General features: G+C 58.1%; 28 protein-coding genes. 7 read left to right on the top strand and 21 right to left on the bottom strand.

What is annotated here, in order from left to right:
• Positions 1 to 78: 78 nt before the first annotated feature.
• The 7 genes from WD429_RS16335 to WD429_RS16305 all read left to right on the top strand — a co-directional run bounded on the left by WD429_RS16335 (position 79) and on the right by WD429_RS16305 (position 5,679).
• On the top strand, positions 79 to 1,311 hold the full coding sequence (locus WD429_RS16335; protein WP_368423248.1) for an RNA polymerase sigma factor: 1,233 nt from the start codon (positions 79 to 81) through the stop codon (positions 1,309 to 1,311).
• 82 nt (positions 1,312 to 1,393) lie between these two features.
• Positions 1,394 to 1,753 (top strand): YciI family protein, encoded by a 360-nt coding sequence (locus WD429_RS16330; protein WP_368423247.1) that lies wholly within the window; start codon positions 1,394 to 1,396, stop codon positions 1,751 to 1,753.
• 34 nt (positions 1,754 to 1,787) lie between these two features.
• The gene (locus tag WD429_RS16325) at positions 1,788 to 2,141 is read left to right on the top strand and encodes a DUF1428 domain-containing protein (protein ID WP_368423246.1); all 354 of its coding nucleotides are present in this window, start codon (positions 1,788 to 1,790) and stop codon (positions 2,139 to 2,141) included.
• A 261-nt stretch (positions 2,142 to 2,402) separates the two neighbouring features.
• A complete protein-coding gene (locus tag WD429_RS16320) occupies positions 2,403 to 3,773 on the top strand; it encodes a PepSY-associated TM helix domain-containing protein (RefSeq protein ID WP_368423245.1) in 1,371 nt (456 codons plus the stop codon).
• A 68-nt stretch (positions 3,774 to 3,841) separates the two neighbouring features.
• The gene (locus tag WD429_RS16315; RefSeq protein WP_368423244.1) at positions 3,842 to 4,402 is read left to right on the top strand and encodes a sigma-70 family RNA polymerase sigma factor; all 561 of its coding nucleotides are present in this window, start codon (positions 3,842 to 3,844) and stop codon (positions 4,400 to 4,402) included.
• Positions 4,399 to 5,136, top strand: a complete 738-nt coding sequence (locus WD429_RS16310; RefSeq protein WP_368423243.1) for an anti-sigma factor — start codon at positions 4,399 to 4,401, stop codon at positions 5,134 to 5,136. Before WD429_RS16315 ends, WD429_RS16310 begins: the two co-directional genes overlap by 4 nt.
• Positions 5,137 to 5,244: 108 nt before the next feature.
• Positions 5,245 to 5,679, top strand: coding sequence for a hypothetical protein (locus tag WD429_RS16305; protein ID WP_368423242.1), 435 nt, complete (start codon positions 5,245 to 5,247; stop codon positions 5,677 to 5,679).
• A 41-nt stretch (positions 5,680 to 5,720) separates the two neighbouring features.
• Here WD429_RS16305 and WD429_RS16300 read toward each other — a convergent pair whose 3' ends face one another.
• The 21 genes from WD429_RS16300 to WD429_RS16200 form a co-directional block, all read right to left on the bottom strand.
• Complete coding sequence (locus WD429_RS16300) at positions 5,721 to 6,581, bottom strand: PA4780 family RIO1-like protein kinase (RefSeq protein WP_368423241.1); 861 nt, start codon at positions 6,579 to 6,581, stop codon at positions 5,721 to 5,723.
• A gap of 181 nt (positions 6,582 to 6,762) precedes the next feature.
• The gene (locus tag WD429_RS16295; protein WP_368423240.1) at positions 6,763 to 7,680 is read right to left on the bottom strand and encodes a tetratricopeptide repeat protein; all 918 of its coding nucleotides are present in this window, start codon (positions 7,678 to 7,680) and stop codon (positions 6,763 to 6,765) included.
• 91 nt (positions 7,681 to 7,771) lie between these two features.
• Entirely contained in the window at positions 7,772 to 8,731 is a 960-nt protein-coding gene (locus WD429_RS16290) for a type II secretion system F family protein (RefSeq protein WP_368423239.1), read from the bottom strand.
• A 12-nt stretch (positions 8,732 to 8,743) separates the two neighbouring features.
• Entirely contained in the window at positions 8,744 to 9,727 is a 984-nt protein-coding gene (locus WD429_RS16285) for a type II secretion system F family protein (RefSeq protein WP_368423238.1), read from the bottom strand.
• 3 nt (positions 9,728 to 9,730) lie between these two features.
• Complete coding sequence (locus tag WD429_RS16280; RefSeq protein ID WP_368423237.1) at positions 9,731 to 11,098, bottom strand: CpaF family protein; 1,368 nt, start codon at positions 11,096 to 11,098, stop codon at positions 9,731 to 9,733.
• A 12-nt stretch (positions 11,099 to 11,110) separates the two neighbouring features.
• Positions 11,111 to 12,289 (bottom strand): AAA family ATPase, encoded by a 1,179-nt coding sequence (locus tag WD429_RS16275; RefSeq protein WP_368423236.1) that lies wholly within the window; start codon positions 12,287 to 12,289, stop codon positions 11,111 to 11,113.
• Between the two features lie 22 nt (positions 12,290 to 12,311).
• A complete protein-coding gene (locus WD429_RS16270; RefSeq protein WP_368423235.1) occupies positions 12,312 to 12,797 on the bottom strand; it encodes a TadE/TadG family type IV pilus assembly protein in 486 nt (161 codons plus the stop codon).
• Positions 12,794 to 13,255 carry a TadE family protein gene (locus tag WD429_RS16265; RefSeq protein WP_368423234.1) on the bottom strand — a complete coding sequence of 154 codons (462 nt, stop codon included), beginning with the start codon at positions 13,253 to 13,255 and terminating at the stop codon, positions 12,794 to 12,796. Before WD429_RS16265 ends, WD429_RS16270 begins: the two co-directional genes overlap by 4 nt.
• A 29-nt stretch (positions 13,256 to 13,284) precedes the next feature.
• The gene (locus WD429_RS16260; protein WP_368423233.1) at positions 13,285 to 14,475 is read right to left on the bottom strand and encodes a Tad domain-containing protein; all 1,191 of its coding nucleotides are present in this window, start codon (positions 14,473 to 14,475) and stop codon (positions 13,285 to 13,287) included.
• Between the two features lie 39 nt (positions 14,476 to 14,514).
• Entirely contained in the window at positions 14,515 to 14,802 is a 288-nt protein-coding gene (locus tag WD429_RS16255; RefSeq protein WP_368423232.1) for a hypothetical protein, read from the bottom strand.
• Positions 14,803 to 14,812: 10 nt separating this feature from the next.
• Positions 14,813 to 16,306 carry a type II and III secretion system protein family protein gene (locus tag WD429_RS16250; RefSeq protein ID WP_368423231.1) on the bottom strand — a complete coding sequence of 498 codons (1,494 nt, stop codon included), beginning with the start codon at positions 16,304 to 16,306 and terminating at the stop codon, positions 14,813 to 14,815.
• 72 nt (positions 16,307 to 16,378) lie between these two features.
• Positions 16,379 to 17,185, bottom strand: a complete 807-nt coding sequence (cpaB, locus tag WD429_RS16245; protein WP_368423230.1) for a Flp pilus assembly protein CpaB — start codon at positions 17,183 to 17,185, stop codon at positions 16,379 to 16,381.
• Positions 17,186 to 17,190: 5 nt separating this feature from the next.
• Positions 17,191 to 18,513, bottom strand: coding sequence for an AAA family ATPase (locus WD429_RS16240; protein WP_368423229.1), 1,323 nt, complete (start codon positions 18,511 to 18,513; stop codon positions 17,191 to 17,193).
• Between the two features lie 39 nt (positions 18,514 to 18,552).
• The gene (locus tag WD429_RS16235; protein ID WP_368423228.1) at positions 18,553 to 19,065 is read right to left on the bottom strand and encodes a prepilin peptidase; all 513 of its coding nucleotides are present in this window, start codon (positions 19,063 to 19,065) and stop codon (positions 18,553 to 18,555) included.
• 90 nt (positions 19,066 to 19,155) lie between these two features.
• A complete protein-coding gene (locus WD429_RS16230; protein WP_368423227.1) occupies positions 19,156 to 19,347 on the bottom strand; it encodes a Flp family type IVb pilin in 192 nt (63 codons plus the stop codon).
• Between the two features lie 141 nt (positions 19,348 to 19,488).
• On the bottom strand, positions 19,489 to 20,322 hold the full coding sequence (locus tag WD429_RS16225; protein WP_368423226.1) for a helix-turn-helix domain-containing protein: 834 nt from the start codon (positions 20,320 to 20,322) through the stop codon (positions 19,489 to 19,491).
• Between the two features lie 250 nt (positions 20,323 to 20,572).
• The gene (locus WD429_RS16220; RefSeq protein WP_368423225.1) at positions 20,573 to 21,568 is read right to left on the bottom strand and encodes a branched-chain amino acid ABC transporter permease; all 996 of its coding nucleotides are present in this window, start codon (positions 21,566 to 21,568) and stop codon (positions 20,573 to 20,575) included.
• A gap of 2 nt (positions 21,569 to 21,570) precedes the next feature.
• Complete coding sequence (locus tag WD429_RS16215) at positions 21,571 to 22,458, bottom strand: branched-chain amino acid ABC transporter permease (RefSeq protein WP_368423224.1); 888 nt, start codon at positions 22,456 to 22,458, stop codon at positions 21,571 to 21,573.
• A 104-nt stretch (positions 22,459 to 22,562) separates the two neighbouring features.
• The gene (locus tag WD429_RS16210; protein WP_368423223.1) at positions 22,563 to 23,777 is read right to left on the bottom strand and encodes an ABC transporter substrate-binding protein; all 1,215 of its coding nucleotides are present in this window, start codon (positions 23,775 to 23,777) and stop codon (positions 22,563 to 22,565) included.
• Between the two features lie 41 nt (positions 23,778 to 23,818).
• Complete coding sequence (locus WD429_RS16205) at positions 23,819 to 24,541, bottom strand: ABC transporter ATP-binding protein (RefSeq protein WP_368423222.1); 723 nt, start codon at positions 24,539 to 24,541, stop codon at positions 23,819 to 23,821.
• Positions 24,538 to 25,317, bottom strand: a complete 780-nt coding sequence (locus tag WD429_RS16200; protein WP_368423221.1) for an ABC transporter ATP-binding protein — start codon at positions 25,315 to 25,317, stop codon at positions 24,538 to 24,540. The genes WD429_RS16205 and WD429_RS16200 overlap by 4 nt, the downstream gene beginning before the upstream one ends.
• Positions 25,318 to 25,354: the final 37 nt, after the last annotated feature.

The following is a 25,354-nucleotide window of genomic DNA, read 5'->3' as shown; positions in this document are numbered from 1 at the left end:
GCTGTCCGAATAATCACTGGGCAATGGCGAACTACAATGAACGTGTGATGCATCCAACGAAAAGGGTAACGGAACGCGATGATCACCGATGACCAACGGATTGGCCAAATCTACCGGCAGCAATCCCGCCTTGTTCTGTCGACACTGATTCGTTTGCTGGGGGATTTTGCCCTGGCGGAGGAAGCCATGCAGGAGGCGTTTGCCGCTGCTCTTCGCCAATGGCCGGATAAAGGCAGGCCCGATAACCCCACGGGCTGGCTGATCCGCACCGGCCATCGCCGGGGCGTTGACCAGATTCGCCGCAAGCAGACTGCCCATCGTTACTCACACCTTCTGCCGTCCCTGGAAGAGGCGTTTTCAGAGCCCAGCGAACAGACCATTGAAGACGACCAACTCCGGCTGTTATTCACCTGCTGCCACCCCGCGCTGCCTCTGGAAGCTCGCGTCGCCCTTACTTTGCGTGAAATGTGCGGTCTGACCACCGAGCAGGTGGCCAGTGGCCTGTTACAAAAGCCGGCCACCCTGGCCCAATGGATCGTGCGCGCGAAAAAGAAGATCCGTCTTGCAGGCATACCCTACGAGATACCCGAAGCCAGTGAGCTTCCAGAACGACTGCCTGGCGTTCTTCGGGTGATCTATCTGGTGTTCAACGAAGGCTACTCCCGCAGCGATGGTGAGCAGGTGGTGGATGTCAGCCTGTCCGCCGAGGCAATTCGATTGGCCGAGGTGCTGGCTGGATTACTGCCGGAAGGCGAAGTGTATGGCTTGCTGGCATTGATGCAGCTCCACCACTCCCGACGCCATGCCCGTCAGGACATTGCCGGGGAGTTGGTGACCCTGGAAGACCAGAGCCGTGCCCTTTGGGATCAGCCGATGATTCAGTCAGGCCTGGGATGGCTGGAAGCGGCCCTTGCCCTCACGCCCACCGGCCCTTATACCCTGCAGGCATCCATCGCCGCCGTTCATGCCCAGGCACCGAGCGCAGGGGTAACCGACTGGGGGCGTATCGTTCGTCTCTACGAAGCACTGTACCGGCAACAGCCCTCGCCCGTGATCGCGCTTAACCGGGCAGTGGCCCTGGCCATGCGTGACACCCCGGCCGATGGGTTGCGATTGCTGGATGCACTGGTCAGCCACAAGGCATTCGCCCGTTATCACCTGTTTCACGCGGCCCGCGCTGACTTGCACCGTCGGGCCGGTAACCGGGACGAAGCCCAAGAGTGTTACCAGCTCGCTCTGACCCTGGTGTCTCAGGGGCCGGAGCACCGGTTTCTTGAGCGTCGGCTGAATGAACTGAAAGATTCTTCGTGAATTTTTTTCGCCCGGTGTCGATTTCCAGCGATGCCGCGCGACTTACTACTGAACGCACCGATTAACCAATGGAGGAACACCCTTGAAATACGTGGCCTTGGTCTACTACCAGGAGAGCATCATCAACGCCATGACCGAGCAAGAATGGCATGACCTCAACCAGGAATGCGTGGCGGGCGTGGAACGGCTGACCAATCAGGGCAATTACGTGACGGGCCAGGCGCTGCAGCCGATAGACACCGCAACCACCGTTCGGGTGCGCGATGACGAAGTGCTGATTTCAGACGGCCCCTTTGCGGAGACCAAGGAGCAACTGGCGGGTTTTTACCTGCTGGAAGCCCGGGACCTGAACGAGGCCCTGCACCTGGCCAGCCGGATTCCCCCCGCCCGCTTCGGCAGCATCGAGGTGAGACCGGTGCGGGAGTTACCCCCCAGGGACTGAACAGACCCCGAAAAACTGAATAAGGAGAATCATCATGAGCTATGTCGATGGCTTCGTTGCCGCCGTACCAACCGCCAATAAAGAGAAGTATATCCAGCACGCCCGCGATGCCGCTGCGGTGTTCAAAGACCACGGCGTTCTGAAAATGGTCGAATGCTGGGGTGATGATGTGCCCGATGGGAAAGTCACGTCCTTCCCCATCGCCGTCCAATGCCAGCCGGATGAAACCGTGGTGTTCTCGTGGCTGGTCTGGCCATCCCGCGAAGTGAGAAACCAGGCCATGCCGAAAATCATGGAAGACCCCCGCCTGAAGCCAGACGTAAACCCGATGCCGTTTGATGGAAAGCGGCTTATATACGGAGGATTTTCTGTTCTGATCGACGAATAGTCGGAGAACGGCAAACCAGCGTTGGAAAATGGCTTTAAAATGGCCCTGGCGGGTAGTCCGCTGCTAGAATGCGCGGCTACTCTCCCAGGGAGCAGGTGACATTTGACAGCACAACAGCACATTCGATGGCCCGCATGGATAGGTTTGTTGTCCATGGTGCTGATCTATTTGGGGCCGCTGCTGACTCAGATGCCGGTGCGCGCGCCACCCGTCATGGTCTGACCCTCACACATTCCCTTTGATTCAGTACTGAGGAAGACCATGAACGATTCCCCCTCCACCGGCGCGCCGCGCTGGGGTTATGCCTTGCTTTTACGCCTGCATTTCTACGCAGGCCTCCTTGTTGGCCCGTTTATTTTTGTGGCCGCGTTTTCTGGCGCGTTGTTTGCGATGACGCCGCAGATAGAAAACTGGCTCTATCAGACCGAACTGACCACCGAAACCACCGGTGACCCACAGCCCCTGGCCGATCAGATTCAGGCGGCGAGGGCGCACATGGGGGACGACGCCACCCTGTCGGCGGTTCGCCCTGCCCCATCCAATGGCCAGACCACCCGGGTGATGTTCCTGGTTGACGGCCTTCAGCCCTTTGAACACAAAGCCGTGTTTGTGGACCCGGTAAGCCTTGGCATTCGCGGCGAACTGGTGGCCTATGGCACCAGTGGCACGCTGCCCTTCCGCATCTGGATAGATTACGTACACCGTCACTTACACCTCGGGGAACCCGGCCGGTATTACAGTGAGCTGGCGGCCTCCTGGCTATGGCTAGTGGCGCTCGGTGGCCTGGTGCTGTGGTGGCGCAGGCGTTCTGGCCGCAATGCCGGGCAGGGCACGAATCACGGCACACTTCGAAAATGGCACAGCCGCATCGGGGTGGTGTTGTTACTGGCGTTCCTGTTCTTTTCCGTCACCGGGCTGACGTGGTCGAAATGGGCCGGAGCTAACATTGCGGAGCTGCGCGCTCAACTGGATTGGGGCACCCCGGGGCTGGATACCCGGCTGGCACCCTCGTCCGCGACCACCAGCCATTCACACGGTGAACACGCTGGGCACGACATGTCGGGGCCGATGTCCGCCAACGGCGACAATGCCGCCACTTACGACGCTGTGCTGGCGCGTGCGCTGGAAGCGGGTATTGATGCCAGTATTCTCGAGATACGGCCCGCTGCAGACCCGGAACGGGCCTGGGTGGTCGCGGAAATTGATCGTAGCTGGCCCACCCAGGTGGATAGGGTGGCCGTTGCCCCCCAATCCATGGCGGTGACCGACCAGGTTAAATTCGAAACCTTTCCCCTGGCCGCGAAACTCACCCGCTGGGGCATTGATGCCCATATGGGCATTCTGTTCGGACTGCCCAATCAACTGTTTGTAGCGGCCTGTGCACTGGGTTTGTGCGTGCTGATCGTGCTGGGGTATCGCATGTGGTGGCTACGCCGACCCACCCGCACTGGTCAGAACGGGCCAACCAGGCGCCGGGTATTCACCAAACTCAGAAAAGCACCGCCGCTGGCACTGGCAGCGATGGCCGTCGTCGCTATTGGCCTGGGGCTGTTCGCGCCGGTAATGGGGGTCAGCCTGCTGGTGTTCCTGTGGGTGGATGCGATTCTGGAGCTGCGCCGCAAAGTGGCTTGACCTGGGTGCGCCAATAACGGCAATCTTCAGGTTCCAGGCCAGCGTGCCAGCGACCACCCAGGCGAAGTATGGATTCTGAGTCTCACCAGTCCAGCGAGGAAATCAACGAGCTGATCCGCGAGGTGGCGCACCACGATCGCGCCGCCTTTGCCCGGCTTTATAAGGCCACTGCCCCGAAACTCTTGGGTACCGTTCTGCGTATTCTTAGAGAAAGGTCGTGGGCAGAGGATGTGATTCAGGACGTGTACATCAAAGTGTGGCAGAAAGCCGATCAATTCGATGAGAGCAAAGCGTCGCCCATTGCCTGGATGGTGGCCATCGCCCGTCACAGTGCCATCGACGAATTGCGCAAGCATCCCGCGAGGCGCTCTGCGGACACCGACGAGATCGACCAGATTGCCAGCACCCAACCCGAAGCCCATACGGCGCTTGAAAACAGCCAGGCCGTTACCAGTCTCAACCGGTGTATTGATACACTGGAAAAAGACCGGCAGGACATGGTGCGGCTGGCGTATCTGAACGGGTGGTCCCGGGAACAGCTCGCCGCCCAGTACGATCAACCGATAAATACCGTCAAAACCTGGCTACATCGCGCTTTGAAACAACTGAAAAGGTGCCTGGCACCATGACCGACCATAACGATCTCGATACGCTGGCGGCAGAGTTCGTTCTGGGAACGCTGCCCCCTGATGAGCGGGACTACGTTGCCGCTCGTCGAAGCCAGGACGCCGAACTCGAAGCGTTGATTCTGGCGTGGGAAGAACACCTGCTGCCACTGAACGGCGACGTGGCACCGGTCGAGCCCGACCCTTCGCTGTTCCGTCGCATCGAACAACGCCTCGATGCCATGCAGCTGCAGCCCGGCGCTGCGGCGAATAAGGCCACAGTGACCGCGTTGCACCAACGGGTCCGGCGCTGGCAATGGAGTACGGCCGTGGCGTCTGCCGCCGCTCTGGTTCTGGTGGCGGTACTCGCTTTCCAGCCGGCTCAGGAACCGCAGTCCTTCGTCGCCGTTTTCCAGCACGACGACCAACAGCCAGCGTTCATGCTGACGGTGGATCTGGACAACCGGGAGCTTAACATTCGCCCGGTAACCGCTGAGCCGGTTCAGGGGAAGTCCTATCAGTTGTGGATCAAAGCGGATGAACTGGGCCCTGATCCCCGCTCCGTGGGCGTGCTGACAGCCGATATGGACATCGACGAATCCGCACTGCGTCAATACAACCCGGATCTGCTCAAAGAAGCCACCTTCGGCATCAGTGTTGAGCCGGAAGGCGGCTCACCCACTGGCAAACCGACGGGCCCGGCCATTCACGGTTTCCTCTACCCCACCAAAGAAGGCGTTTCAGGCCAGCCGCTGTGAAAAGCAGCGGCGGCTGAAACTTTCGGAAGTGCACAGGCGTACCTCTCGGTACACCCATCTGAAAAACAATGGAATGGATGGGCAATAACCGATAATGAGGAGAACGCAATGAGCAAGCACTTCAAGACAACCGCATTCCTGACCGCCGCCCTGGTATCTACTGCCCTGACCTCCGGCGCAGCACTGGCCATGGATAAGGACAAAGCCGGCGTATGGGGCGATGACCAGTCCGTCTCCGAGGGCACCGTCACCGCCAAGAAAGTGATGGCCGAGAAGAACGGCTGGCTGGTGGTGCACCGCACCGACGAAGCCATGAAGCCAGGCCCGGTGGTTGGTCACGCGCCCATCAAAATGGGCAAGAACATGGACGTAGCGGCCATTCTGACCGAGGAAGTTGAATCCGGTGATATGCTGATGCTGATGGTCCACAGTGAAGATGGCGGCATGGAAACAGGCATTTTCGAATACACCCTCGGTGCCAAGGAAGACGGCCCGATCCGCAAGGATGGCAATCTGGTGATGACCACCATTACCGCGAAATAAATAACCTCGCAGTGACCGGGGTGCGGATTGCGAATGTACTCCTAGCCCTGGTCCTCGTCGGCGTCCCGTAGCCGTTCCTGGCGCTCCCACTCTTCCTCTTTGGCGGCGTCGATGACTTCCATCAGCTCATCCACGTTGGCTGCCACATCGTCGTGTTCGAAGCGGCCGGTCAGTTTGCTCTCCGGGTACAGCTGGCCGGCTTCGTACAACGCCCAGATTTCCTTGCCGTAGTCGGTTTTAAGCAGTTCCTGCGCGAAGCGGCCAAAGTAACGGCGCATGTTATCCACGTCGCGTTCCAGCATGCGCTCTGCGTTATTGTTGCCGGAGGCGTTCACCGCCTGTGGCAGATCGATAATGACCGGGCCATTGCGGTCTACGAGCACGTTGAACTCTGAGAGGTCACCATGGATAAGCCCGGCACACAGCATCCGCACCACTTCGGCGACCACCTGCGCGTGATAATCGAGTGCCTGTTCCGGCGATAGGGTCAGTTCATCCAGTCGAGGCGCTGCCTTGCCGTCATCATCGGCCACCAGCTCCATCAACAGAACACCGTCGACGAACCCGAGAGGCTGTGGCACTCGCACACCAACATCCGAGAGCCGATACAGGGCATCGACCTCAGCGTTCAGCCAGGCGTCTTCTTGCTCTTTCTGCCCGTACCGGGTTTTCTTCCCCATGGCCCGGGCCCGCCGGCTGTTGCGCACTTTGCGGCCTTCCTGGTATTCAACGGCCTGCTTGAAGCTCCTTTTCTGGGCTTCTTTAAACACCTTCGCACAACGCACCTGGTCGCCGCAGCGCACCACATAAACCTGTGCTTCTTTCCCGCTCATCAGTTGATAGAGCACTTCGTCCACCATGCCGTCGTCGACAAGCGGTTGTAATCTCTTGGGTACTTTCATAAAACCGGTTCAGCCACATCATTTTAGGCAGTGATCATAGCATCCCCGCATCACACGCCCAACCGATCCCTTAAAGCTTAATACCAGGCACCCAGCTCCGGCACCAGAGCACCACCGCGAAGTAATTTCAGTGGCTTCACAGGCAGGGCCTTGCAACGGCTCTGACTGTTACTCGCTGCAGTCAATCCCCGTCCCTTGCGATCAAACGCCGCACCTGCGCCAGGTTTTCATTGGACGTAACGTGGTAACTGGGTGACGCCTTGGCAGCTTTCTGAAAGAACGTCTCGGCCTGTGGGTAGTCGCCCTCTGCCATGCGGATATATCCCATGGCATTCCAGGCATCGGCCTCGTCCATGACTTTGGCGAGAGCCTCCAGGGCTTCGTCGTAACGCTGTAGCCGTGTGTACAACTGCCCCAGATTTCGCCACGTGCGCTCGTGTCCGGGCTCCAGGTTCAGCGCGGCCTGGTACTGGTTCTCCGCCCGGCTCCAATGACCGATCAGGTAGTAGGAGTAGCCCAGGTTATTGTGAAGTTTGGCGTTACGGGGAGAAATCACCAGAGCCCTGTCGTAATGACTCCTGGCAGCGGCAAAATCCCCCCTCAAGTCAGCCATGATGCCCAGTCCATTAAGCGCCTGCCAGCGATTGCTATCGGTTTCCACTGCCTTTCCCAACATCGTACGGGCCTGACCGTACTCTCGCTGTTTCATCAGCATCAGCCCCAACCCCTCGAGAGCTCCGGGATGGACAGCGTCCTTTTCGAGAGCAAGGCGAAACGCGGAAGCCGCCTTGCCAAGGGCTTCCTTGTGCAGGTTGATGGCACCGATTTTGTAGAAGGTATCGGCATTGTCCGGGTCCAGTTCCAGCGAGCGGATGTATTCGAACACCGCTTCATCCACTTTGCCCCGCCGGTATGCGGCGTCTCCCCTCGCGATGGCTTCCTCCGCCGATTCCACGGGCATCAGTGTGGAGAACGTCAGCTCCGACGTGCCCTCATAGAGTTGCTTGTAACTGTTACCGGATTTGACCGCAGGGCTGCTTGCGCAGCCGGCAAGGAACAACGTGGCGATGAGGACGCCCACACCGGCCAGTTTTGTCATGCCGTGCCCGCCTGTTTTCCGCGGGCTTCCGTGCATACTTTGGATGTTTTGTTGTCCAGCCATGGTGAAACCTCGGATTAATGTTGGGATGTCAGTAAACCTTAAAATGGTCCAGCAAGCCGACAATGGCCGGGCCAATGGCCACCACGAAAAATGCCGGGAACATGCACAGCACCAGCGGGAAGACCATCTTGGTGGAAATGGTGCCCGCCGCTTCCTCCGCGCGCTGCATCCGCTTGTCGCGAAATTCCTCGGAATAAATCCTCAAGGATTCGGCAGTGCTGGTACCAAACCGCAGGCTCTGACTGAGCAACGTCACCAACCCGCTGATTTCCTCCAGGCCGGTGCGGTCCGCCAGGTTCTTCAGGGCGTCGACCTTATCCACGCCGGCGCGTATTTCAGTGTTGACCAGTGCCAGCTCATCGGACAGCTCCGGGTGGCCAACCACCAGTTCGTCCGCCACCCGCTGCAACGCCGGCTTCAGGCCATAGCCTGCCTCGGTACACACCACCAGCAGGTCCAACGCATCCGGAAAGCCGTTGTACAATCTGCGCTTGCGACGCTCGATCATCTTGCCCAGCACGTAATTGGGGCCGATTGCGCCCACCAGGACTGCCGCTGCCACCGCTTGCACCACCTGCATGGTGGTTAACCCGGGTATCCAGCGCAGACCAAAAAACACCATCAGTGGCAAGCCGAGAATCAGTAGTGTTTTGATGGCGTAAAAGTTGGACAGGGCGTTGTCATTGCGAAAACCGGCATGGATCAATCGCTGATGGGTCCGGCTGCGCTCTTTCTCCTTCTTGGGTAGAACATAGGGAGACATCGCCCGGAACAGAGGGGTCAGAGGACCTCGCCGGGGTTTGTCTTCGGCATCTGGTGCAATGACCGTGTGGAGACGGCTTCGCACCGGGCTGAACATCGTGGACATCAAATACATGCCGGCCAGAGCGAGACAGAACACCGTTATTGCCATCAGCGCGACGAAAGCCAGCTGTGCCAGTTGCCGGTCCCGGATGACGCTGTCAATCAATCCCATCAGATAATCCATAGGGTCTTCCTCCTACACCTTGAGGTTCAGGATCTTCTTGTTCCAGAAAACCCCGATCACGACTAACACCAGGGCCAGCAGAACGATGTCGCCCCCACGGGGGCTCTCGGTCAGCATGGGCATGTAATCCGGATTCACCAGGGAGATGAGGACAAACAGCACGAACGGCGTCATGGTGAGTACCCAGGCGGAAATCCGCCCTTCCGCCGACAGGGTCCGAACCCGGCGCTGAAACCGGAACCGGCCCCGGATCACCGCTGCAATCTTCTCCAGCACTTCGGCGAGGTTGCCGCCAGACTCCCGCTGCACGAGTACGGCGGTAATCAGGGCCATGATCAGTACACTGGGTACCCGTTGCAGCAATCCGAACAGAGCCGAGCGAACATCGCCGCCGTAATTGATCTCGTTGAAGGTGGTCTGGAATTCTTCCTTGACCGGGCTTGGCATTTCCGTTGACACCAGCCGGATCGCCTCGATAAACGGGTGGCCCGCTTTCAGCGCGCGGATAATGACATCCACCACATCCGGCAGTTGTTCCTCGATTTTCGCAATTCGCTGACGACGTTTATTGCGCAGATATACAAACGGGATGATGGCGCCGATCGGAGCCGCCACGGGTATCGACCACCAGGCCTGGCTCAGGGCGTAGCCCACAAAGCCCGTCACCCCTGCCAGCAACGCAGCCAAAAGCAATACCCGATAGGCCCGGGTGCGATAACCGCTCTGGGCAATCAGGGTCACCAGAGGTTGCAATAGCGACAGGGACTCCAGGCGCTTTTCAAGCGGTGACAAACCCCGCATGAACTGCTCGCGCATCAGTGAAACCCGCTCCGCACCGCCATCGCCTTTGGTTAGTATTTTCATCCGCTGGTTCATGCGCTTCCTGGCACCACGGCTCTCCCCGAATACCGGAATCACCAGCCCCTGCGACAGCAAGAATACCGCCACAAAAACGAGTGCCAGGAAGATCCACAGTTTGTCTCCCAAAACGTCCATGGCTCAGCCCTCGGAATCCGGATCATAGAGTGACAACGGCACATGAATGCCCCGCTGCTGCAGGTGTTCCTGAAAACGTGGAACTATGCCGGTAGCCCGGTATCTGCCTTCGACATTGCCATGCTCATCCCTGCCCGTGCGGCGGAATGTGAAAATCTCGGACATGGTGATCACATCGCCTTCCATGCCGTTGATTTCCTGCACGCTGACCAACCGGCGCGTGCCGTCCTCCTGCCGCTCGACCTGCAGAACCACATCAATGGCCGAGGCAACCTGGGAACGAATCGCCTTGACCGGCATGGACGTGCCGGTCATCGACACCATGTTTTCGATCCGCGTCAGCGCATCCCGGGGCGCATTGGCGTGCAAGGTGGTCATTGAGCCATCGTGCCCGGTGTTCATGGCCTGCAACATGTCCAGCGCCTCGGGGCCGCGCACCTCGCCCACGATGATGCGGTCCGGTCGCATCCGCAGGCTGTTGCGCACCAGATCGCGCTGGGTCACTTCACCCTTGTTTTCAATGTTTGGCGGGCGGGTTTCCAGTCTCGCCACATGGGGTTGCTGCAACTGCAGTTCAGCAGAGTCCTCAATGGTGACGATGCGCTCATCGTGAGGCACGAACCCGGACATCACGTTCAGCAGGGTGGTCTTGCCGGAGCCGGTGCCGCCGGAGATCAACACATTGAGCCGACCTCGGACAATGCCTCCCAGCAGGCTGGCAATGGCCGGGGTCAGGGTGCCCTTTTCCATCAGGGCATCCATCGACAACTGGCCGATGGTGAAGCGGCGAATGGACAGCAACGGCCCATCCACCGCCAGGGGCGGAATGATGGCGTTAACCCGGGAGCCATCCTTGAGACGGGCGTCCACCATGGGCGAGGACTCATCAATGCGACGGCCAACGCTGGAAACGATGCGATCAATGATGTTCAGCAAATGGGTGTCACTATGGAATGTGGCATCCATTCGTTCCAGTTTACCGTTGCGCTCTACGTAGATGCAGTTGCCGCCGTTGACCAGAATATCCGAGATCGACTTGTCAGCCAGCAGCGGCTCCAGAGGGCCCAACCCTAGGATGTCGTCCTGGATCTGACGAATAACCCGCTGGCGTGCCAGCATCGAAAGCGGTATCGACTCCTCCGCCATCAGGCGTTGGCTGATGTCCTGCAACTGCCGCTCGGCCTCTTCCCGGCCCAGTGTTCCGAGCAGAGTCAGGTCCAGGACTTTCATCAGTTTCTGATGAATTTTCTGCTTCCAGGCTCTCTCCTGCTCTTCCTCCGCACGCCTTGCGGAGTCCTTGCCGTTTACGGGTTGTACCAGTGGCGGCTCCACATCGCCCTTACCAGCCTCATTCAGTCTGCCAGGTTCCATAGCATTCTCTCCTCAGTTTCCTGCCAGCTTCCGCCACACTCGGCCCAAGCCGGTTTGCGGCACCACTTTCTTGCCACTCAGCGCCTCTGCCATCCGGACCATGCTGCGACTGACTGGTGAGGACGGTGCCGCCTCCAGCAGCGGCACGCCGAGATTGGAACTCTCCGCCACCTTGGCGTAGTCATTGGGTATGCAGATCATCTCCGCGATTCCCAGCGCTTTTTCGATATCCGCCGTGGTCAGTTCAAGGCGCTTGTCCCAGCGGTTCACCACCAGGCAGATGCGATCCGCGGGCACGCCCATGTAGCGGGTCAGGTAATGGAGTAAACGGCGTGCGTCCTGAATGTGGGAGATGGTCTGTTGCACCACCAGCAGAACCCGGTCCGCGGATTCCAGCAATATGCCAGTGATGCCATCGATATGCCGGGGCAGATCGACCACCGTGTGGTCATAGCCCGAACGCAGCAACGCCAGCAGTTTCTGAAGCTGGCCTTCATCGATATCGCCGGACACCACCAGTTGTTCCGAGCCGTTGCCCAACAGGTGCAGACCGCTTTTGTGCTTCAGCATATGGCCTTCCAGGGCCATCAGATCCATGCTGTCCGATCTGGCAATGGCGTCGACCAGGCCACCCTTCTCCTGCAGATCAAACGCCGAAGCCAGGTGACCGAACTGCAGGTCCATATCCACCAGCGCGACCCGATCTTCGATCCGTTCGGCCAGGCTGTGGGCAAGCGCAGAGGCAATGGTACTGGCACCGGACCCGCCCTTGGCGTTCACCACGGCAAACAGACCGCCGGCTTTCTCGCTGGCTGGCTTAAGCTCTCGGGCAATACGCCATAACGCGTCCAGCAACTCCTGTTTTTGCACCGGAAACACAAAGTAGTCCCGGGCACCCACCCGCATGGCCGTGCGCATGGCCACGGTATCTTCCGGGCCGGTAACCACAGTGGGTACGCGACCGGAAACCGGCCGTTCGTCCAGTGACTTCAATTCGAGATCCCAGGCATCCGTGGTGCAGAAAACCAGCGCCTCCGGCAATTCCGTCAGATTGTGCAGGGGGTCGGAGTGGCCGTTGGTAATCAGCCGCTTACTCAAGCGCAGGCCAGACTGCCCAATCAGCATCTGCTCCAGCTCTTCTACTTCTCGGGCATTGCGTCCCGCAATCAAAACCGTCATTGGTGCTTTCATGGCTTTGCCCTTCCCTGCTCGCTTAACTGGTAGTCCCAAAACAGCCGGTGCCTTCCGGCGATACCCCAAGGCTTTCCCGGGGCAATACCGTGATGAACGGCGGCAATTCGAATTCCTGGAAAAAGAACGGGATGATCAACTGGTGCCGAAAACCGGTGACCTCGCTCCGCACAAAGGCAATATCCAGATAGTCTTCGACCGGGTCGGACACCACGCTGCCCGTCGCTGTCAGGTAGTGAAGGTCGATCAATTCTTCGTGTAAATCTCTGAGAATCGGACTGTTCCCCGAAGACGTCGGTTCATCAAACATGGCCACCCGCCGGATCGCACTGTGTTCAACAGGGCAAACAACGGCGACCCGGGCCGCGCGCCGACTGGTTTCATCCAGCGTGTTCCAGACAAACAGCAGACGGCCGAATTCAATGGCGGCAAACAACAGGATGAAAAACATCGCCCCGACCAGGGCGAACTCTACGGTATGCAATCCGGACTGATATCGGATATTCATAGCGCCCTCATCTGCACGGCGCCGTTCATTTCGAAGGCCACGTTGATTGGCTCTCCGCCGTAGAACGCGGGAATCCGACCAACAATGGGTACGTAGTTGTAGCGGGCGTGCACTTCGACGTGGGCAGCATCCGGGCTCGTCACGCTGATTTCACCCGTCGACCAACCCGGCAGCAGGGGCTCACCCGCGCCCAGCGTATTGCCGAATACCACCAGGTTGCTGACTTCCTGTACCAGGTCGCCGTCCAGGAAGATCACCTCCACACTTCCGACCATGGCGTTGGAAGCGGCGTGCCTCGCTCCGTCCTGTGTCGCCCGGGTCATGGTGTGGTACTGGTGAAATGCCCAGCCCAACTCACTGACCGCGAACACCACCAATATCAGCAGCGGTGCTGTCAGCATGAATTCCAGTACGGCGATGCCCTGTTGTCGTTTTCCGGTCCCGGGGTATGCGTTCATCACTTCACTCCCTGTTGCGCCGATACTGCTCAGCTATCGAAGGTATCCGGATCCTTATAGAGCTGGATAATGTGGGGGCCAAACCCGCCTTCCGGATTTGGCCCGGGCGTCCCACTGCTGCCACAATCGTCCCTGAACTGACCGTAGAGCACTGCCTGGCCGTGTTGATCCATCTCATCCACCATGTAGAAGCAACTGAACCCGAGCAATTCCACCGAATCCTGACCGTTGGCCAGGCCGTCACAATCGCCAACCGGCATGGTCAGGATGCGTCGTCCGGGTGCCCCCTCAGGCGGCTGATCCGGGCTGACGGTCTGATATTGCGCCTCGTACCAGTCCAGGTCATAGGCTGGCATTTCCTGATTTTCGTAATGGGTTTCTGTATAGTCTTCATGCTGCGGAAACCAGTCGGGGGGATAATCAGACTCCTTCATCCCGCCCTTATAGATACCTAAACGCGTGTTGATCCCCTGAACAAACGGACCAACGGTGTTACCGGGTTCTGTCTCAATATCTTCGTCACCATCTGTGGCAAGACAGGCATCATATTTTCCGGCCGCCGCGTCCCGCACATCGGCACCACCCTGACTGCCGTCAAGCCGGATCAGATAGTAGTTCCCGTTACCTACCTCGGAAGTGGTGCCAGAACCGATTTTCAACTGCTCCACCTCACCCCTGGAGTAACCATAATTGTCCTCATCCGGCGTACCACAGGCCATCATCGGCACCATGTCGCAAACTTCCTCAAGGGTCGGACTTGGACCAGCAACCGCAGTGCCAGGTACGGAAAGATCGTCAAACCCGAATACCGGGGTAAACCATTCAGCAACGTCGTAACCGGCGACGCTTGCCCTCACATATTGAGGAGGCGAAGTGGCTGACACGAAGGGATTCAGAGTGGCCGAGAATTCAAAGACCAGGGTCAGGCTACCGTCACCGGCAGCTGCACCGAGACCAGCGTTACCTGGTGCCGCCAGGTTGCCGGCAAACGTCGTATGACCAGCGCTTTCCGCCAGGGCCGTATTGCCGGTCTGATCCAGCACCTTGGCCGCGCTGAGCGCGGCGGCATCCAGGGCATTCTGAAGCCGCGTCTTTTCCAGGTGGGCATTGCTGATATCCAGCGCGAGGGCGGCCATGCCGAGAATGGCTATCAGGGAAATGGCGGCCATTGGCAGGATAGCGCCTTGATGTTCATGCTTTGATCCATTGACCAGTACCATGGCTCGTCCTCCCGTTCAGCACTGGAATCAGCGCTGGAATCAGCGCTGGAGCCCAAGACCAACACCGCCGCTCATATCCGGATTCATCCGCGCGGGGTTGCCGGTGTCCTTGCGATAGCTGTTGTAGCCGGCTTCCGCCTTGCGCCCATCAAGGACAGGAAGCTCTCGCACTTCCTGATCCGGCGACACATACTTCTGCGCGGCAATCATCTGGCGCACCGAGTTTCCGAACTGATCCTCGGAACTGGGTGACGCACACCCCACCATCAGCAAACCAGCCGCCAGTCCCGCTATTACTGTTTTCCAATTGCGTTTGTAAGCATCCATGGCTTTCACCTCAGAGTTCATGACCGAATTGTCCCTTTACACTGCCCTGCTGGGGCGACTTGGCACCGGTACCCGGCTCATGCTGGCCCTCGGTGTACCCCAGCAGGTAAAACTCAAGATCTGACGGCTCGACAAAATAATCCGTCGGTAAGGTAAACCGATCCCGCTCCACTGGCCGGGCGAAGTGCGGCGTGACCAGAATCACCAGTTCGGTTTTACCCTTGATGAATTCCTGGCTGCGAAACAGGTTGCCAAGCACCGGCAGGTCACCCAGGCCGGGGAATTTGTTCACCCGCTCCCTCAGGGTCTCATTGATCAGACCCGCAACACCGATGGTCTGGCCATTGGCCAGCTCCACCGTGGACGAGGCGCTGCGACTGGTCAGTGCGTTAATAAAAAAGGTGGCCGAGGTGTCGGGCACGCCCAGGGTAATGGAGTTCTGATTGCTCAGCTCACTGACCTTGATGTTGAGCTTGAGGCTGATCATGTTGGAGTCCAGCACCGTAGGCAGGAAACCCAGGCTGACGCCGAATTCCTTGAACTCGATTTTAATGCCGTCATCCTGCCCGCTGCCGACCGGGATCGGGAATTCACCGCCTGCATGGAAGGTGGCCTCCTGACCGGTGAGCGTGGTCAATGTGGGCTCGGCCAGCACCTTCGCCAGGTTATTCTCCTGTGCGGCGTCGATCACCAGGTCAAACAGGGTGTCACCATCCAGGAAGCTGGCGAACAGGCCGGTGCTCTCAAACGTCATGGGTTCGCGCAGGATCTGGGTGGCTGGCAATCCACCCGTTACGGTGTTAAACCCGCCACCGGGAATAAACGCGCCGGACGGAGCCAGTGCGGTGCCGTTATTACCGGCACCAATGGTCAACAGGGAATTGGCGTTGATAGCTTCGAACTTGGCGCCAATGCGTTTGAGGAAATCCCGGGACACCTCGGCCACCTGAACCTCCAGCATGACCTGCTGCGCACCACCCACCTGCATCATATTGAGCACCTTGCCCTCTTCACCGCCCTGATAACTGCGGGCAAGGTCCAGGGCGGCCGTCATACGGGATGTACTGCTGACCTCGCCACTCAGGATGATGGCATCCTGCGAGGATCGGACCTCGATCTCCTCCCCTGGCAGGATCTGGTGTAGCTTGGATTTCAGGCTTTCCAGGTCATGGTTTACCTCGATACCAACGGCACTGACCACCTGATTGTCGTTATCCCACAGGGTCACGTTGGTGGTGCCCAGCTTTTTACCAACCACATAGAGTTGCCGCGAGCGCAGAATCAGGATATCAGCGATATCCGGGTTGCCAACGGAGATCTTCGCCACCGGCTGCTCCAGGTAGAGAATCTGGGACTGGTGCAGGGCAACCTCCACCACCTCCCTGTCCATCCCGCTCGCGAGCATGACCTGAGCGCGGGCCCCTATCGGAAACACCAGTATGCACATCAAAGCCAGGCTGATCAGATAGCCTTCCAGCGATAAATTCCGCGCCTTTATAATCATGGTCACTCTCCCCTGTTTTACTTCCTGTCCGGCTGCCCGAATCCGCAGGCAGCCGCCACACCACGCGTTCAATTACATGGATACCCTGGATGTGCTGACTTCCGTGCCCCGGATGATGGTGACATTGGAAGAAGTGACAACGACCCGCCGCCGCGCCGGTTTCGGTGGGGGCGCTTCTGCCACGATTTCTTCTTTTACCGGCTCCGGTTCGAGCGCTGGGCGTAGGGTGTCATCCAGCGGGTTCCGCAGGGCCAGTTGTACCACCCCTTCCTGAGTCGCTTTGATCAGCTCTTCCGCCTCGTCCGAGCTCAGTTCCAGGGTGACCGCCCGCACAATCACCGGCTTGTCTTTCTCCGGGGATGCCGTCTGGTCCACTGCCAGTACCTTGACGTTTTCCAGCAGCGTCCGGGACTGATAGCGACGGTTGCCATTGGGAATGGCAGAGACCACATCCACCCGGTTACCCGGCATCAGGAAGCCCGCCACGCCAATCACATCGTTCACCCGCACGGTGACCGCCCGTTTGTTGGGCTCAATAACGGCTGACAACGCACTGCCCCCACCATAGGCGACCACTTTTTCCTTGAGAATCACCTCGCCGGGATAGATGGTGGTTATGGCCACGGTGCTCTCGATGGCAGCGGCATTCTCATAGGCACCGGAGGGCACCATGGATTTCGGCAGGTTGGCGACTTTCACATCGCCGGGCTCCACTTTCTTGCCAAACGGTATCTGCACCGCTGCGACGACAACGGGCACGCCCTCATTCGTCGTTGGCGACGCGAAACGGTCGATGGCCCAGCCCCGTGCAAGGTAGGCGGCGCCAAGTCCCATCAGAAGCGCGAAAAAGAGCATGAAAACGGTTCTTGATTTGAACATAGCGATCACCCCACGTTATCCATGTGTACGAAGTAGTTTTGCCAGGCCCAGTGCATGGATTCCCGGCTGAGCCTGGCCGGTAACCCGCGATACCGGCAATAATCACTGACCAGCCCCAGCAGATCCCGGGGGTGGCACGGCAACAGCACGCTGCCCTGAGTCGGGTACAGCTCTGACATCATGTAGCGGGTGACGTCAGCGTCGTTTTCAATCCCCATCTCCTGGCAGACCTGCTGCCATAACCGCAGGAACGCCTCTGGATTCATGGTTCTGAAACCGATCTTGTGCCCGATCCGGCGCAGGAAGGCTTCGTCCGCCAGCTCCAGCGGGTTCAGGTTGGTTGAGAAGATCAACAGCATGTCGAAGGGCACGGCAAAATGCTGACCCGCCCGGAGATTCAGGAAGTCCCGTTTCTCCTCCATCGGCACGATCCAGCGGTTGAGCAGGTCCATATGCGAGACCCGCTGCCTGCCCAGGTCGTCAATCAGCAACATGCCGTTGCTGGCCTTGAGGTGAATGGGTGCCTGGTACTGTTTGCGCTGTTCGTCGAATTTCAGATCCAGCATGTCCAGAGTCAGTTCACCGCCGGTGATTACCTCCGGGCGGTGGCACAGGACATATCGCGGATCGTGGCCACTGGTGAGGTGAACAGGGTCCTGCTCCTCGCCATGAACCGGATGGTGAAACTCCGGGTCAAACAGGCTGATAACGGTATCGCCCACCAGGATGGCGTAAGGCACATAAACCGGCCCGGCAAGCAACCGGACCAGCTGGCGGGAAATGTAGCTCTTGCCACTACCCGCCGGGCCGTAGATAAACATGGCGCGACCGGAATGAACCGCCGGGCCGAGTTGCGCCAACAGTCGCTCCTCCACCACGGTATTGCGGAACAGCCGGTGAATATCCTCTTCGGTGACCACGCATCTGGACACCGACTGGCGCCGCACCAGCGCCTCATAATCCGAGAGTAAAACCGGGGCCGGGCCGCAGTAGCCATCCCGTGACAGCGCATCGAGTGCGACAGCACGCCCACGGTCCGTCAGGACATAGCGCAGGCCTTTACCGGAAAGGTTTTCACTGCGGCTTTCCACCTTGGCCTCCTGCCGCAACAGATTGATCACCGGCTCCAGCACGGCGCCCGGCAGCGCTATATGGCGAGACAATTGCTGCAGGGTCTGATTGCTGACCAGGTTAAGATGCTTGAGCAGGAGATCCGCCACGAAGAAGTGATCCAGCCCGGTATCCTCAAGGGTGTGCGGCCTGGAAATCATTCTGGTGGCCAGGTAATCGACGCCCCTGTCTTCGGAGGATATGAGTTCGGCTTCCATTGCTCACTCCTTGCTAAAAATGTCTCGAGGCCCCGACCCTTAAATAACGGCCAAGGCTGTTCCGCAGGCAATTGCCAGTGCATAAGGGAAACGTAAACCGGCAGCCTCCCCCGGGGCTGGAGGAATATATTGGGGTTGGCGGGCAGCCAACAGCCAGAACATGGAGAGGTAGCGCTTGATCATCGCGGGCAACCCTCCCCTCACGGTGATGTAGACAAGAGCCAGGCCTCCACCAGCGATAACGGTCATCAGAGCAGCAAGGAAAACCATCTTTGCACCAACCACGGCTCCGACAGCGCTCAAAAGTTTCACATCACCAGCGCCCATCGCTGCAAAAAGGTAGAGCGGTATGAAGCAGATCAGTCCTGTGAGCAATCCAGCCAGAGAGAACACAAGTCCCTCCCAGTGCCCGAACCAGGTATGAAAGACCACAGACACAATTACCATGCCGAGAGTAACCGCATTGGGAATTTTGCGTACTGACAGATCACTGAAAACAGCGATCACCAACCCAATAACGAGGGTTATAATTGCCCATCCGCTCAACTCCATAAACACCTCGTACCACTCAATCGATGATCCAGCCAAAAAGGGGAGACGCACTCCCCCTTTCGGTAAGAAGCGGCTTAGCCTGCTGGCTTATCAGCCGGCAGGGGCTTCACCCTTAATAGCAGCTGTAATCCTATCAATTGCCAGCCCTATCTCGGTGCCCAATGTGGTGAAAGCCAATACAACAGCCAGCACAATCAAAGACCCAGCCACCGCATACTCCGACAGCTCCAGACCTTCCTCATCACGAATAAACTGAACCACTTTTTCCTTGAAGTTTTTCATTTCGTCACTCCTGCAGTCGTTAGACGAGCTTCCTTGGTTATACAGCCACCATTCCGTGCGCTGTATGAGTGATCATAGGAAGCCAACTGAAAAGGCGTTAGGAGTATTCCTGCGGAAACTAGGAGAATCTTGCAGGCGGTCTCAGAGTTTGACCGGACCGCTGGCAGACAGCTGGAAGGGGATCGTCGCCTCGCACCGGGAGGTGATCCACTGGTGGCGATACTGGGTGGGTGTCATGCCGGTATGGCGCTGGAACATTTTGCAGAAGTGGGATGCATCGTGGAATCCCACTGCCCAACAGACGTCGATGACGGAGGCACTGTGGTTGCGCAGCAGTTCAATCGCCTTTTCGATACGGCGCCGCACAATATAATCCTGAAAGGTAATGCCATACGCATGTTTGAACGCACGGCTGAGCTGATAGCTGTTTGTTCCAAAACGTTCCGCAATGTCGGATTGCATTAATTTGTCGGATAAGTGTTGATCGATATAGGCTGCGGCACACTCGACGGTTTTGCCCTCCCCACGGTGTTTCTGAAAACGGGCGTCGTCAGGCAGGGGATGTTTTTGGTGGATAGTACTGCGGCGTTGATAAGCCGGGGACTTTTCCAACAGCCGGTTCAGGCGATTCAGTGACTCCGCCACCGTGTCTTCGCTGGCCGGTTTTACGAAATAGTCCCATATTCTGGTCCGCAAGGCCCAGACGGCAAGCGCTTCGGAATGCTGCTCGGTGAACATGACCATGGGCACCGAAGCAAAATGCCGCTTCGCCTCGCTGAGCATCGAAAGGCTGGAGATATCCGGGAAATCAAACTCGAAACAGCTGATCACCCGTCGGTGGGACTCATAGACTGTTCCCAGATCATCCTGCTTCTTCACACACACAAGCGGGAAATGCCGCTCGATAACCCTGACTACCGCTGGGTCTGCCCCATACTGCGTGGCATCCACCAGCACAATGGTGGCTTTTTCCATCCCTGCAACCCCTTCTTCCTGTTTGTTTTGGGTTGGCTTCCCTGTTGAATCACCAGTTCCTTTCAGATCCGGGAAAAACATGTACGTTGGTTAATATTTTTTGTGACACAACTCTCATAGATAGGCAATGCGCATAGGCATGTCAAGAATGCCGACACAACATTTAGCTATGTTTGAAATTTAAACGCATAAGGGCCACTCCTGAGAATGGCCCTTTTGTTATCCCGTCAAGGCGCGCGGCCACTGTGATTCATCCGAGATTTTTTCTTACAAACTTCTGAACCTCACCCACAATCCCCGACTGAAACGCAATCACCGCCAGCACAAAGATGCCGCCCAGAATCGGATCCACCCAATCACCCAGTGGGCCCTGCGATAGCTGGTATTCCAGGTTCACCACGAAGGTGGCACCCACCACTGGACCCAGCAGGGTACCGGTGCCGCCCAGCAGGGTCATCAGGATGACTTCGCCAGACATGTGCCAGTGGGCGTCATTCAGAGACGCCAACTGGAACACCACGGTTTTCATGGAGCCCGCCAGGCCAGCGAGGCCGGCCGAGATGACGAAGGCAATCACTTTGTAACGGTCTACGTTGTAGCCCAGCGAAACGGCCCGGGGCTCGTTCTGTTTGATGGCTTTCAGCACCTGGCCGTACGGGGAATTGACGATGCGTTGCACCAGCAGGTATCCGCCCAGAAACACCGCCAGCACGAAGTAGTACATGGCGACGTTGTTCTCCAGGTTGATAACGCCAAACAGATAGCCACGGGGAACGCCGTGCATACCGTCTTCACCGCCGGTGAACGGTGCCTGAACCAAGACGAAATACACCAGTTGGGCCAGCGCCAGGGTGATCATCGCGAAGTAGATACCCTGCCTGCGAATGGCAACCAGTGAAAACAATACGCCCAATAACATTCCCGCACCGGTACCAGCCAGAATGCCCACTTCCGTCGGCAGACCGGAGTAACTCGACAGCAGGTAACCCGTGGTGTATCCACCCGCCGCGAGGAACGCGGCATGGCCAAATGACAACAGCCCCGTGAAGCCCAGCAGCAGGTTGAACGCGACCGCGAACAGGGCGAAACACAGGATTTTCATCAGGAAGGTGGCGTAGATGACCGCTGGCGCGAGAATAAGCAGCCCAAGTATGACCAGGTTAAGGATCAGTTTTTTGCGCTTGCTCGCCTTCAGGTATCCCATCATGGTCTTCTGCAGTTCGGTCTGATTCTGGGAATTGCTCATGGTTACGCCTCCTTTCCAAACAGGCCCGAAGGGCGAATCAACAGCACGACAACCATGACCAGGAAGATAACGGCAGATGAGAACTCGGGGTAAAAGACTTTGGTAAAGCCCTCGATCACCCCCATCAGCAAGCCGGTAATGATCGCGCCGGCTATGGAACCCATACCGCCGATGACCACCACGGCGAATACGACAATCAATATGTTGGAGCCCATCACCGGGTTAACCGAATAGATCGGTGCCGCCAGCACGCCGGCGAAGGCCGCCAGCATCACCCCAAAACCGTAAGTGAGGCTGATCAGCAGCGGTACGTTGATACCAAATCCCTGCATCAGTTGGGAATCTTCCGTGCCGGCGCGCAGATAGGCACCGAGTTTGGTCTTTTCGATCACAAACCAGGTCGCGAAACAGACCACCAGGGCAACGGCAATGACCCAGGCGCGATAATAAGGCAGGTACATGAAATCGAGCCGGAACCCACCCTGAAAGATCTCCGGCATGGAGTAACGCATGCCCGACACCCCGAAGATGTTGGTCAGAATGCCCTGCAACATCAGGGCGACACCAAATGTCAGCAACAGGCTGTAGATATGGTCCTGTCCGGCAATCCGCCGCAACAGGAAATACTCGATCAGCACGCCGAAGCAGCCAACAACAAGGGGGGCGAGGAATAAAGCCACCCAGTAGTTGACGCCCATCAGGTCGAACATGATGACCGTCACCATGGCGCCAAGCATGTACATGGCACCGTGGGCAAAATTTATGATTTTGAGCAGGCCGAAGATAACCGCCAGCCCAAGGCTCAACAACGCGTAGAACGAGCCATTGATAATCCCGAGCAACAACTGGCCAGCCAGCACAGCCAAGGGGACTCCCAGAATCTCGGTCATGTTACAAACTCCAAAAGCAGCGCAAACGTCAGGGCAGGTTTGCGTTTCTGCAGGTTCCAGTGGCCGCCCCGCCGGGATTGCGGGGCGACACCTTGGTCAGTACATCAGCTACCGGAAACGAGCGGGCACTTGCTCTCGGAAAGCGGGCGATATGCCTCGTCTCCCGGGATGGTGCGAAGGATGTCGTACAGATCCCACTCGCTTTCGGATTCTTCCGGAGTTTTCACTTCTGCGAGGTACATGTCGTGCACCATGCGGCCGTCTTCACGGATTTTGCCGTTGGTCGCAAACATGTCGTTGATGGGCGTGGCCATCATCTGCTTGCGCACAACATCCGCTTTGTCGGAACCAGTTTCCTTGACAGCGTTCAGGTACTGAATGGCGCTGGAATAGATGCCCGCATGGACCATGGTCGGACGCACGCCGGTCTTTTCCATGAAGCGGTCGGACCACTCGCGGGTCTCGTCGTTCAGGTCCCAGTACCAGCCGGTGGTGAGCTGGATACCCTGCGCCGACTCCGCTCCCAATGCGTGAACGTCGGTGAGGAACAGCAACAGAGCCGCAAGGGTCTGGCCACTCTGGGTCAGGCCGAATTCACCCGCCGTGGTAATGGCGTTGGTGGTGTCGGCACCCGCGTTGGCGAGGGCAACCACGTCCGCCCCCGAGGATTGCGCCTGGAGGATATAGGAGGAGAAATCCGAGGTAGGGAACGGGTGACGGATGGAATCGATCACTTCACCGCCATTCTCCTCAACCACACGGGTTACATCCCCTTCCAGAGCATGACCGAAGGCGTAGTCTGCGGTCAGGATATACCAGCTTTTACCACCTTCCTGAACCACCGCCTTGGCGGTGCCGTTAGCCAGCGGGTAGGTGTCATACACGTAGTGGATGTGGTTGGGCGTGCAGTGCTCGTTGGTGATGCTGGACGCCGCCGAGCCAGACACAATGCCCAGGCTGTCACTGCCGTCGAGAAGCTTGGTGACAGCGATGGTCACTGAGGAGGCCACCAGGCCGGCCACCATATCGACTTCATCGTCTTCCAGCCAGCGGCGCACGGTACTGGAGGAAGCGTCCGGATTGTTGCGGTCATCGGCGCTGAGGACTTCGATCTTCGCGCCATTGACTTTGCCGCCAAAATCTTCGATGGCCATTCTCAGGGCCGTTTCACCGTTGGGGCCGGCGAGATCCCGGTAGGTACCCGACATATCAGCCAGATAGCCAATCTTGACGGTGTCGTTGGAAATGTCCGCCTGTGCGCCGCCCACCATCATGGTTGAGGCAATCGCTGTTGTAAGGAGCTTTTTCATAATTGTCATTGTTGTTTCTCCGCTACTGTCGTTGCGTTGGTTAGTGGGCGTTACACACCCAGATAGCTGTCCAGCACTGACTGCTTGCTCTCAAGCTCGTCTGCACTGATTTCCTCCACAATCTGGCCGTGCTCCATCACGTAGTGACGGTCCGCCAGGGGTGCTGCGAAATGGAAATTCTGTTCAACCAGGACGATGGTAAGGCCCTTATCCTTCAGCCTCACCAGCACTTCACCCAGTTTTTCGACAATCACCGGTGCCAGGCCTTCGGTGATTTCATCCAGCAACAGCATATTGGCACCGGTTCTCAGAATGCGGGCCATGGCCAGCATCTGCTGCTCACCACCAGAGAGTTTTGAGCCCTGGCTGTTGCGGCGTTCGTAGAGATTCGGAAACATGGAGAAAATTTCTTCCAGCTCCATGCCGCCGCTTCTAACGATGGGCGGAAGGGTCAGGTTTTCCATGACATTAAGCCCGGAAAAAATGCCCCGGTGTTCGGGGCAATACCCTACTCCCAACCTTGCTATGTGGTGAGGCGCGCACGACATGGTTTCCTCACCGTTAATCATGATCGAGCCGGTACGGCGGCCCACCATATTCATAATGGCTTTCAGGGTGGTGCTGCGGCCAGCGCCGTTACGACCCAGCAGGGTGACCAGTTCGCCCCGCTTAACCTCCAGGTCGATGCCATGAAGAATGTGGGATTCACCGTAAAAAGCGTGAAGGCCGGAAATTCGGAGCTGCTCATATTCCTTGCGAGGTGCCTGACTCATTCCGCGGCCTCCTGCTTCCTGGTGGCCGCGACGCCACCCATGTATACCTCTCGTACTCGTGGGTCGTCGGAAACTTCCTGATAATCGCCTTCGGTCAGCACCGAGCCCTGAGCCAGTACGGTGACGCGGTCACAGAGTTTGCTCACCACGCTTAAGTTGTGTTCTACCATCAGCACCGTGCGGCCTTCCGCCGCCTTGCGCACCAGTTCAACTACCTGGTCCACATCTTCGCGACCCATGCCTTGAGTGGGCTCATCGAGCAGTAACAGCTGCGGCTCCATGGCCAGCGTGGTCGCCAGTTCAAGCGCACGCTTGCGGCCGTATGCCAGCTCAACGGTGGTGGTGTTTGCGAACTCGGTCAGCCCGACGCTGTCCAGAAGCTCCATGCAGCGTTCATTCAGGCGGTTCAGGCTGGCACCGGACTTCCAGAACTGGAACGTATTGCCCTCGAAGCTTTGCAGCGCCACACGAATGTTCTCCAGCGCGGTCATGTGGGGGAAAACTGCGGAGATCTGGAACGAGCGAACCACCCCCTTGCGGGCGATCGCAGCGGATTTCAGGGCGGTGATGTCTTTGCCATTGAACAGGATCTTACCGCGGGTCGGGGGAAGAAATTTGGTCAACAGGTTAAAGACGGTGGTCTTGCCAGCACCATTGGGCCCGATCAGGGCATGAATGTGGCCGCGCTGAACCTTGAGGTTTACGTCGTCTACTGCGACAAAACCCTTGAACTCTTTGACAAGGCCGCGGGTCTCGAGAACGAACTGGTCACTCATCGTGCCATCCCACCTTTGTTATTGTTGTACATCAGAA

The organism is Marinobacter sp., from assembly GCF_040904845.1.
In the GTDB taxonomy this organism is placed as follows: domain Bacteria; phylum Pseudomonadota; class Gammaproteobacteria; order Pseudomonadales; family Oleiphilaceae; genus Marinobacter.
The sequence above is the reverse complement of the archived record's forward strand: the minus strand, read 5'-3'. Positions and strand labels throughout refer to the sequence as shown.

Coding starts and splice junctions, on each gene's coding strand:
- WD429_RS16335 (WP_368423248.1), top strand. CDS start 79: ATGATCACCGATGACCAACGGATTGGCCAAATCTACCGGCAGCAATCC.
- WD429_RS16325 (WP_368423246.1), top strand. CDS start 1,788: ATGAGCTATGTCGATGGCTTCGTTGCCGCCGTACCAACCGCCAATAAA.
- WD429_RS16320 (WP_368423245.1), top strand. CDS start 2,403: ATGAACGATTCCCCCTCCACCGGCGCGCCGCGCTGGGGTTATGCCTTG.
- WD429_RS16315 (WP_368423244.1), top strand. CDS start 3,842: ATGGATTCTGAGTCTCACCAGTCCAGCGAGGAAATCAACGAGCTGATC.
- WD429_RS16310 (WP_368423243.1), top strand. CDS start 4,399: ATGACCGACCATAACGATCTCGATACGCTGGCGGCAGAGTTCGTTCTG.
- WD429_RS16305 (WP_368423242.1), top strand. CDS start 5,245: ATGAGCAAGCACTTCAAGACAACCGCATTCCTGACCGCCGCCCTGGTA.
- WD429_RS16300 (WP_368423241.1), bottom strand. CDS start 6,581: ATGAAAGTACCCAAGAGATTACAACCGCTTGTCGACGACGGCATGGTG.
- WD429_RS16295 (WP_368423240.1), bottom strand. CDS start 7,680: ATGACAAAACTGGCCGGTGTGGGCGTCCTCATCGCCACGTTGTTCCTT.
- WD429_RS16290 (WP_368423239.1), bottom strand. CDS start 8,731: ATGGATTATCTGATGGGATTGATTGACAGCGTCATCCGGGACCGGCAA.
- WD429_RS16285 (WP_368423238.1), bottom strand. CDS start 9,727: ATGGACGTTTTGGGAGACAAACTGTGGATCTTCCTGGCACTCGTTTTT.
- WD429_RS16280 (WP_368423237.1), bottom strand. CDS start 11,098: ATGGAACCTGGCAGACTGAATGAGGCTGGTAAGGGCGATGTGGAGCCG.
- WD429_RS16275 (WP_368423236.1), bottom strand. CDS start 12,289: ATGAAAGCACCAATGACGGTTTTGATTGCGGGACGCAATGCCCGAGAA.
- WD429_RS16270 (WP_368423235.1), bottom strand. CDS start 12,797: ATGAATATCCGATATCAGTCCGGATTGCATACCGTAGAGTTCGCCCTG.
- WD429_RS16265 (WP_368423234.1), bottom strand. CDS start 13,255: ATGAACGCATACCCCGGGACCGGAAAACGACAACAGGGCATCGCCGTA.
- WD429_RS16260 (WP_368423233.1), bottom strand. CDS start 14,475: ATGGTACTGGTCAATGGATCAAAGCATGAACATCAAGGCGCTATCCTG.
- WD429_RS16255 (WP_368423232.1), bottom strand. CDS start 14,802: ATGGATGCTTACAAACGCAATTGGAAAACAGTAATAGCGGGACTGGCG.
- WD429_RS16250 (WP_368423231.1), bottom strand. CDS start 16,306: ATGATTATAAAGGCGCGGAATTTATCGCTGGAAGGCTATCTGATCAGC.
- cpaB (WP_368423230.1), bottom strand. CDS start 17,185: ATGTTCAAATCAAGAACCGTTTTCATGCTCTTTTTCGCGCTTCTGATG.
- WD429_RS16240 (WP_368423229.1), bottom strand. CDS start 18,513: ATGGAAGCCGAACTCATATCCTCCGAAGACAGGGGCGTCGATTACCTG.
- WD429_RS16235 (WP_368423228.1), bottom strand. CDS start 19,065: ATGGAGTTGAGCGGATGGGCAATTATAACCCTCGTTATTGGGTTGGTG.
- WD429_RS16230 (WP_368423227.1), bottom strand. CDS start 19,347: ATGAAAAACTTCAAGGAAAAAGTGGTTCAGTTTATTCGTGATGAGGAA.
- WD429_RS16225 (WP_368423226.1), bottom strand. CDS start 20,322: ATGGAAAAAGCCACCATTGTGCTGGTGGATGCCACGCAGTATGGGGCA.
- WD429_RS16220 (WP_368423225.1), bottom strand. CDS start 21,568: ATGAGCAATTCCCAGAATCAGACCGAACTGCAGAAGACCATGATGGGA.
- WD429_RS16215 (WP_368423224.1), bottom strand. CDS start 22,458: ATGACCGAGATTCTGGGAGTCCCCTTGGCTGTGCTGGCTGGCCAGTTG.
- WD429_RS16210 (WP_368423223.1), bottom strand. CDS start 23,777: ATGACAATTATGAAAAAGCTCCTTACAACAGCGATTGCCTCAACCATG.
- WD429_RS16205 (WP_368423222.1), bottom strand. CDS start 24,541: ATGAGTCAGGCACCTCGCAAGGAATATGAGCAGCTCCGAATTTCCGGC.
- WD429_RS16200 (WP_368423221.1), bottom strand. CDS start 25,317: ATGAGTGACCAGTTCGTTCTCGAGACCCGCGGCCTTGTCAAAGAGTTC.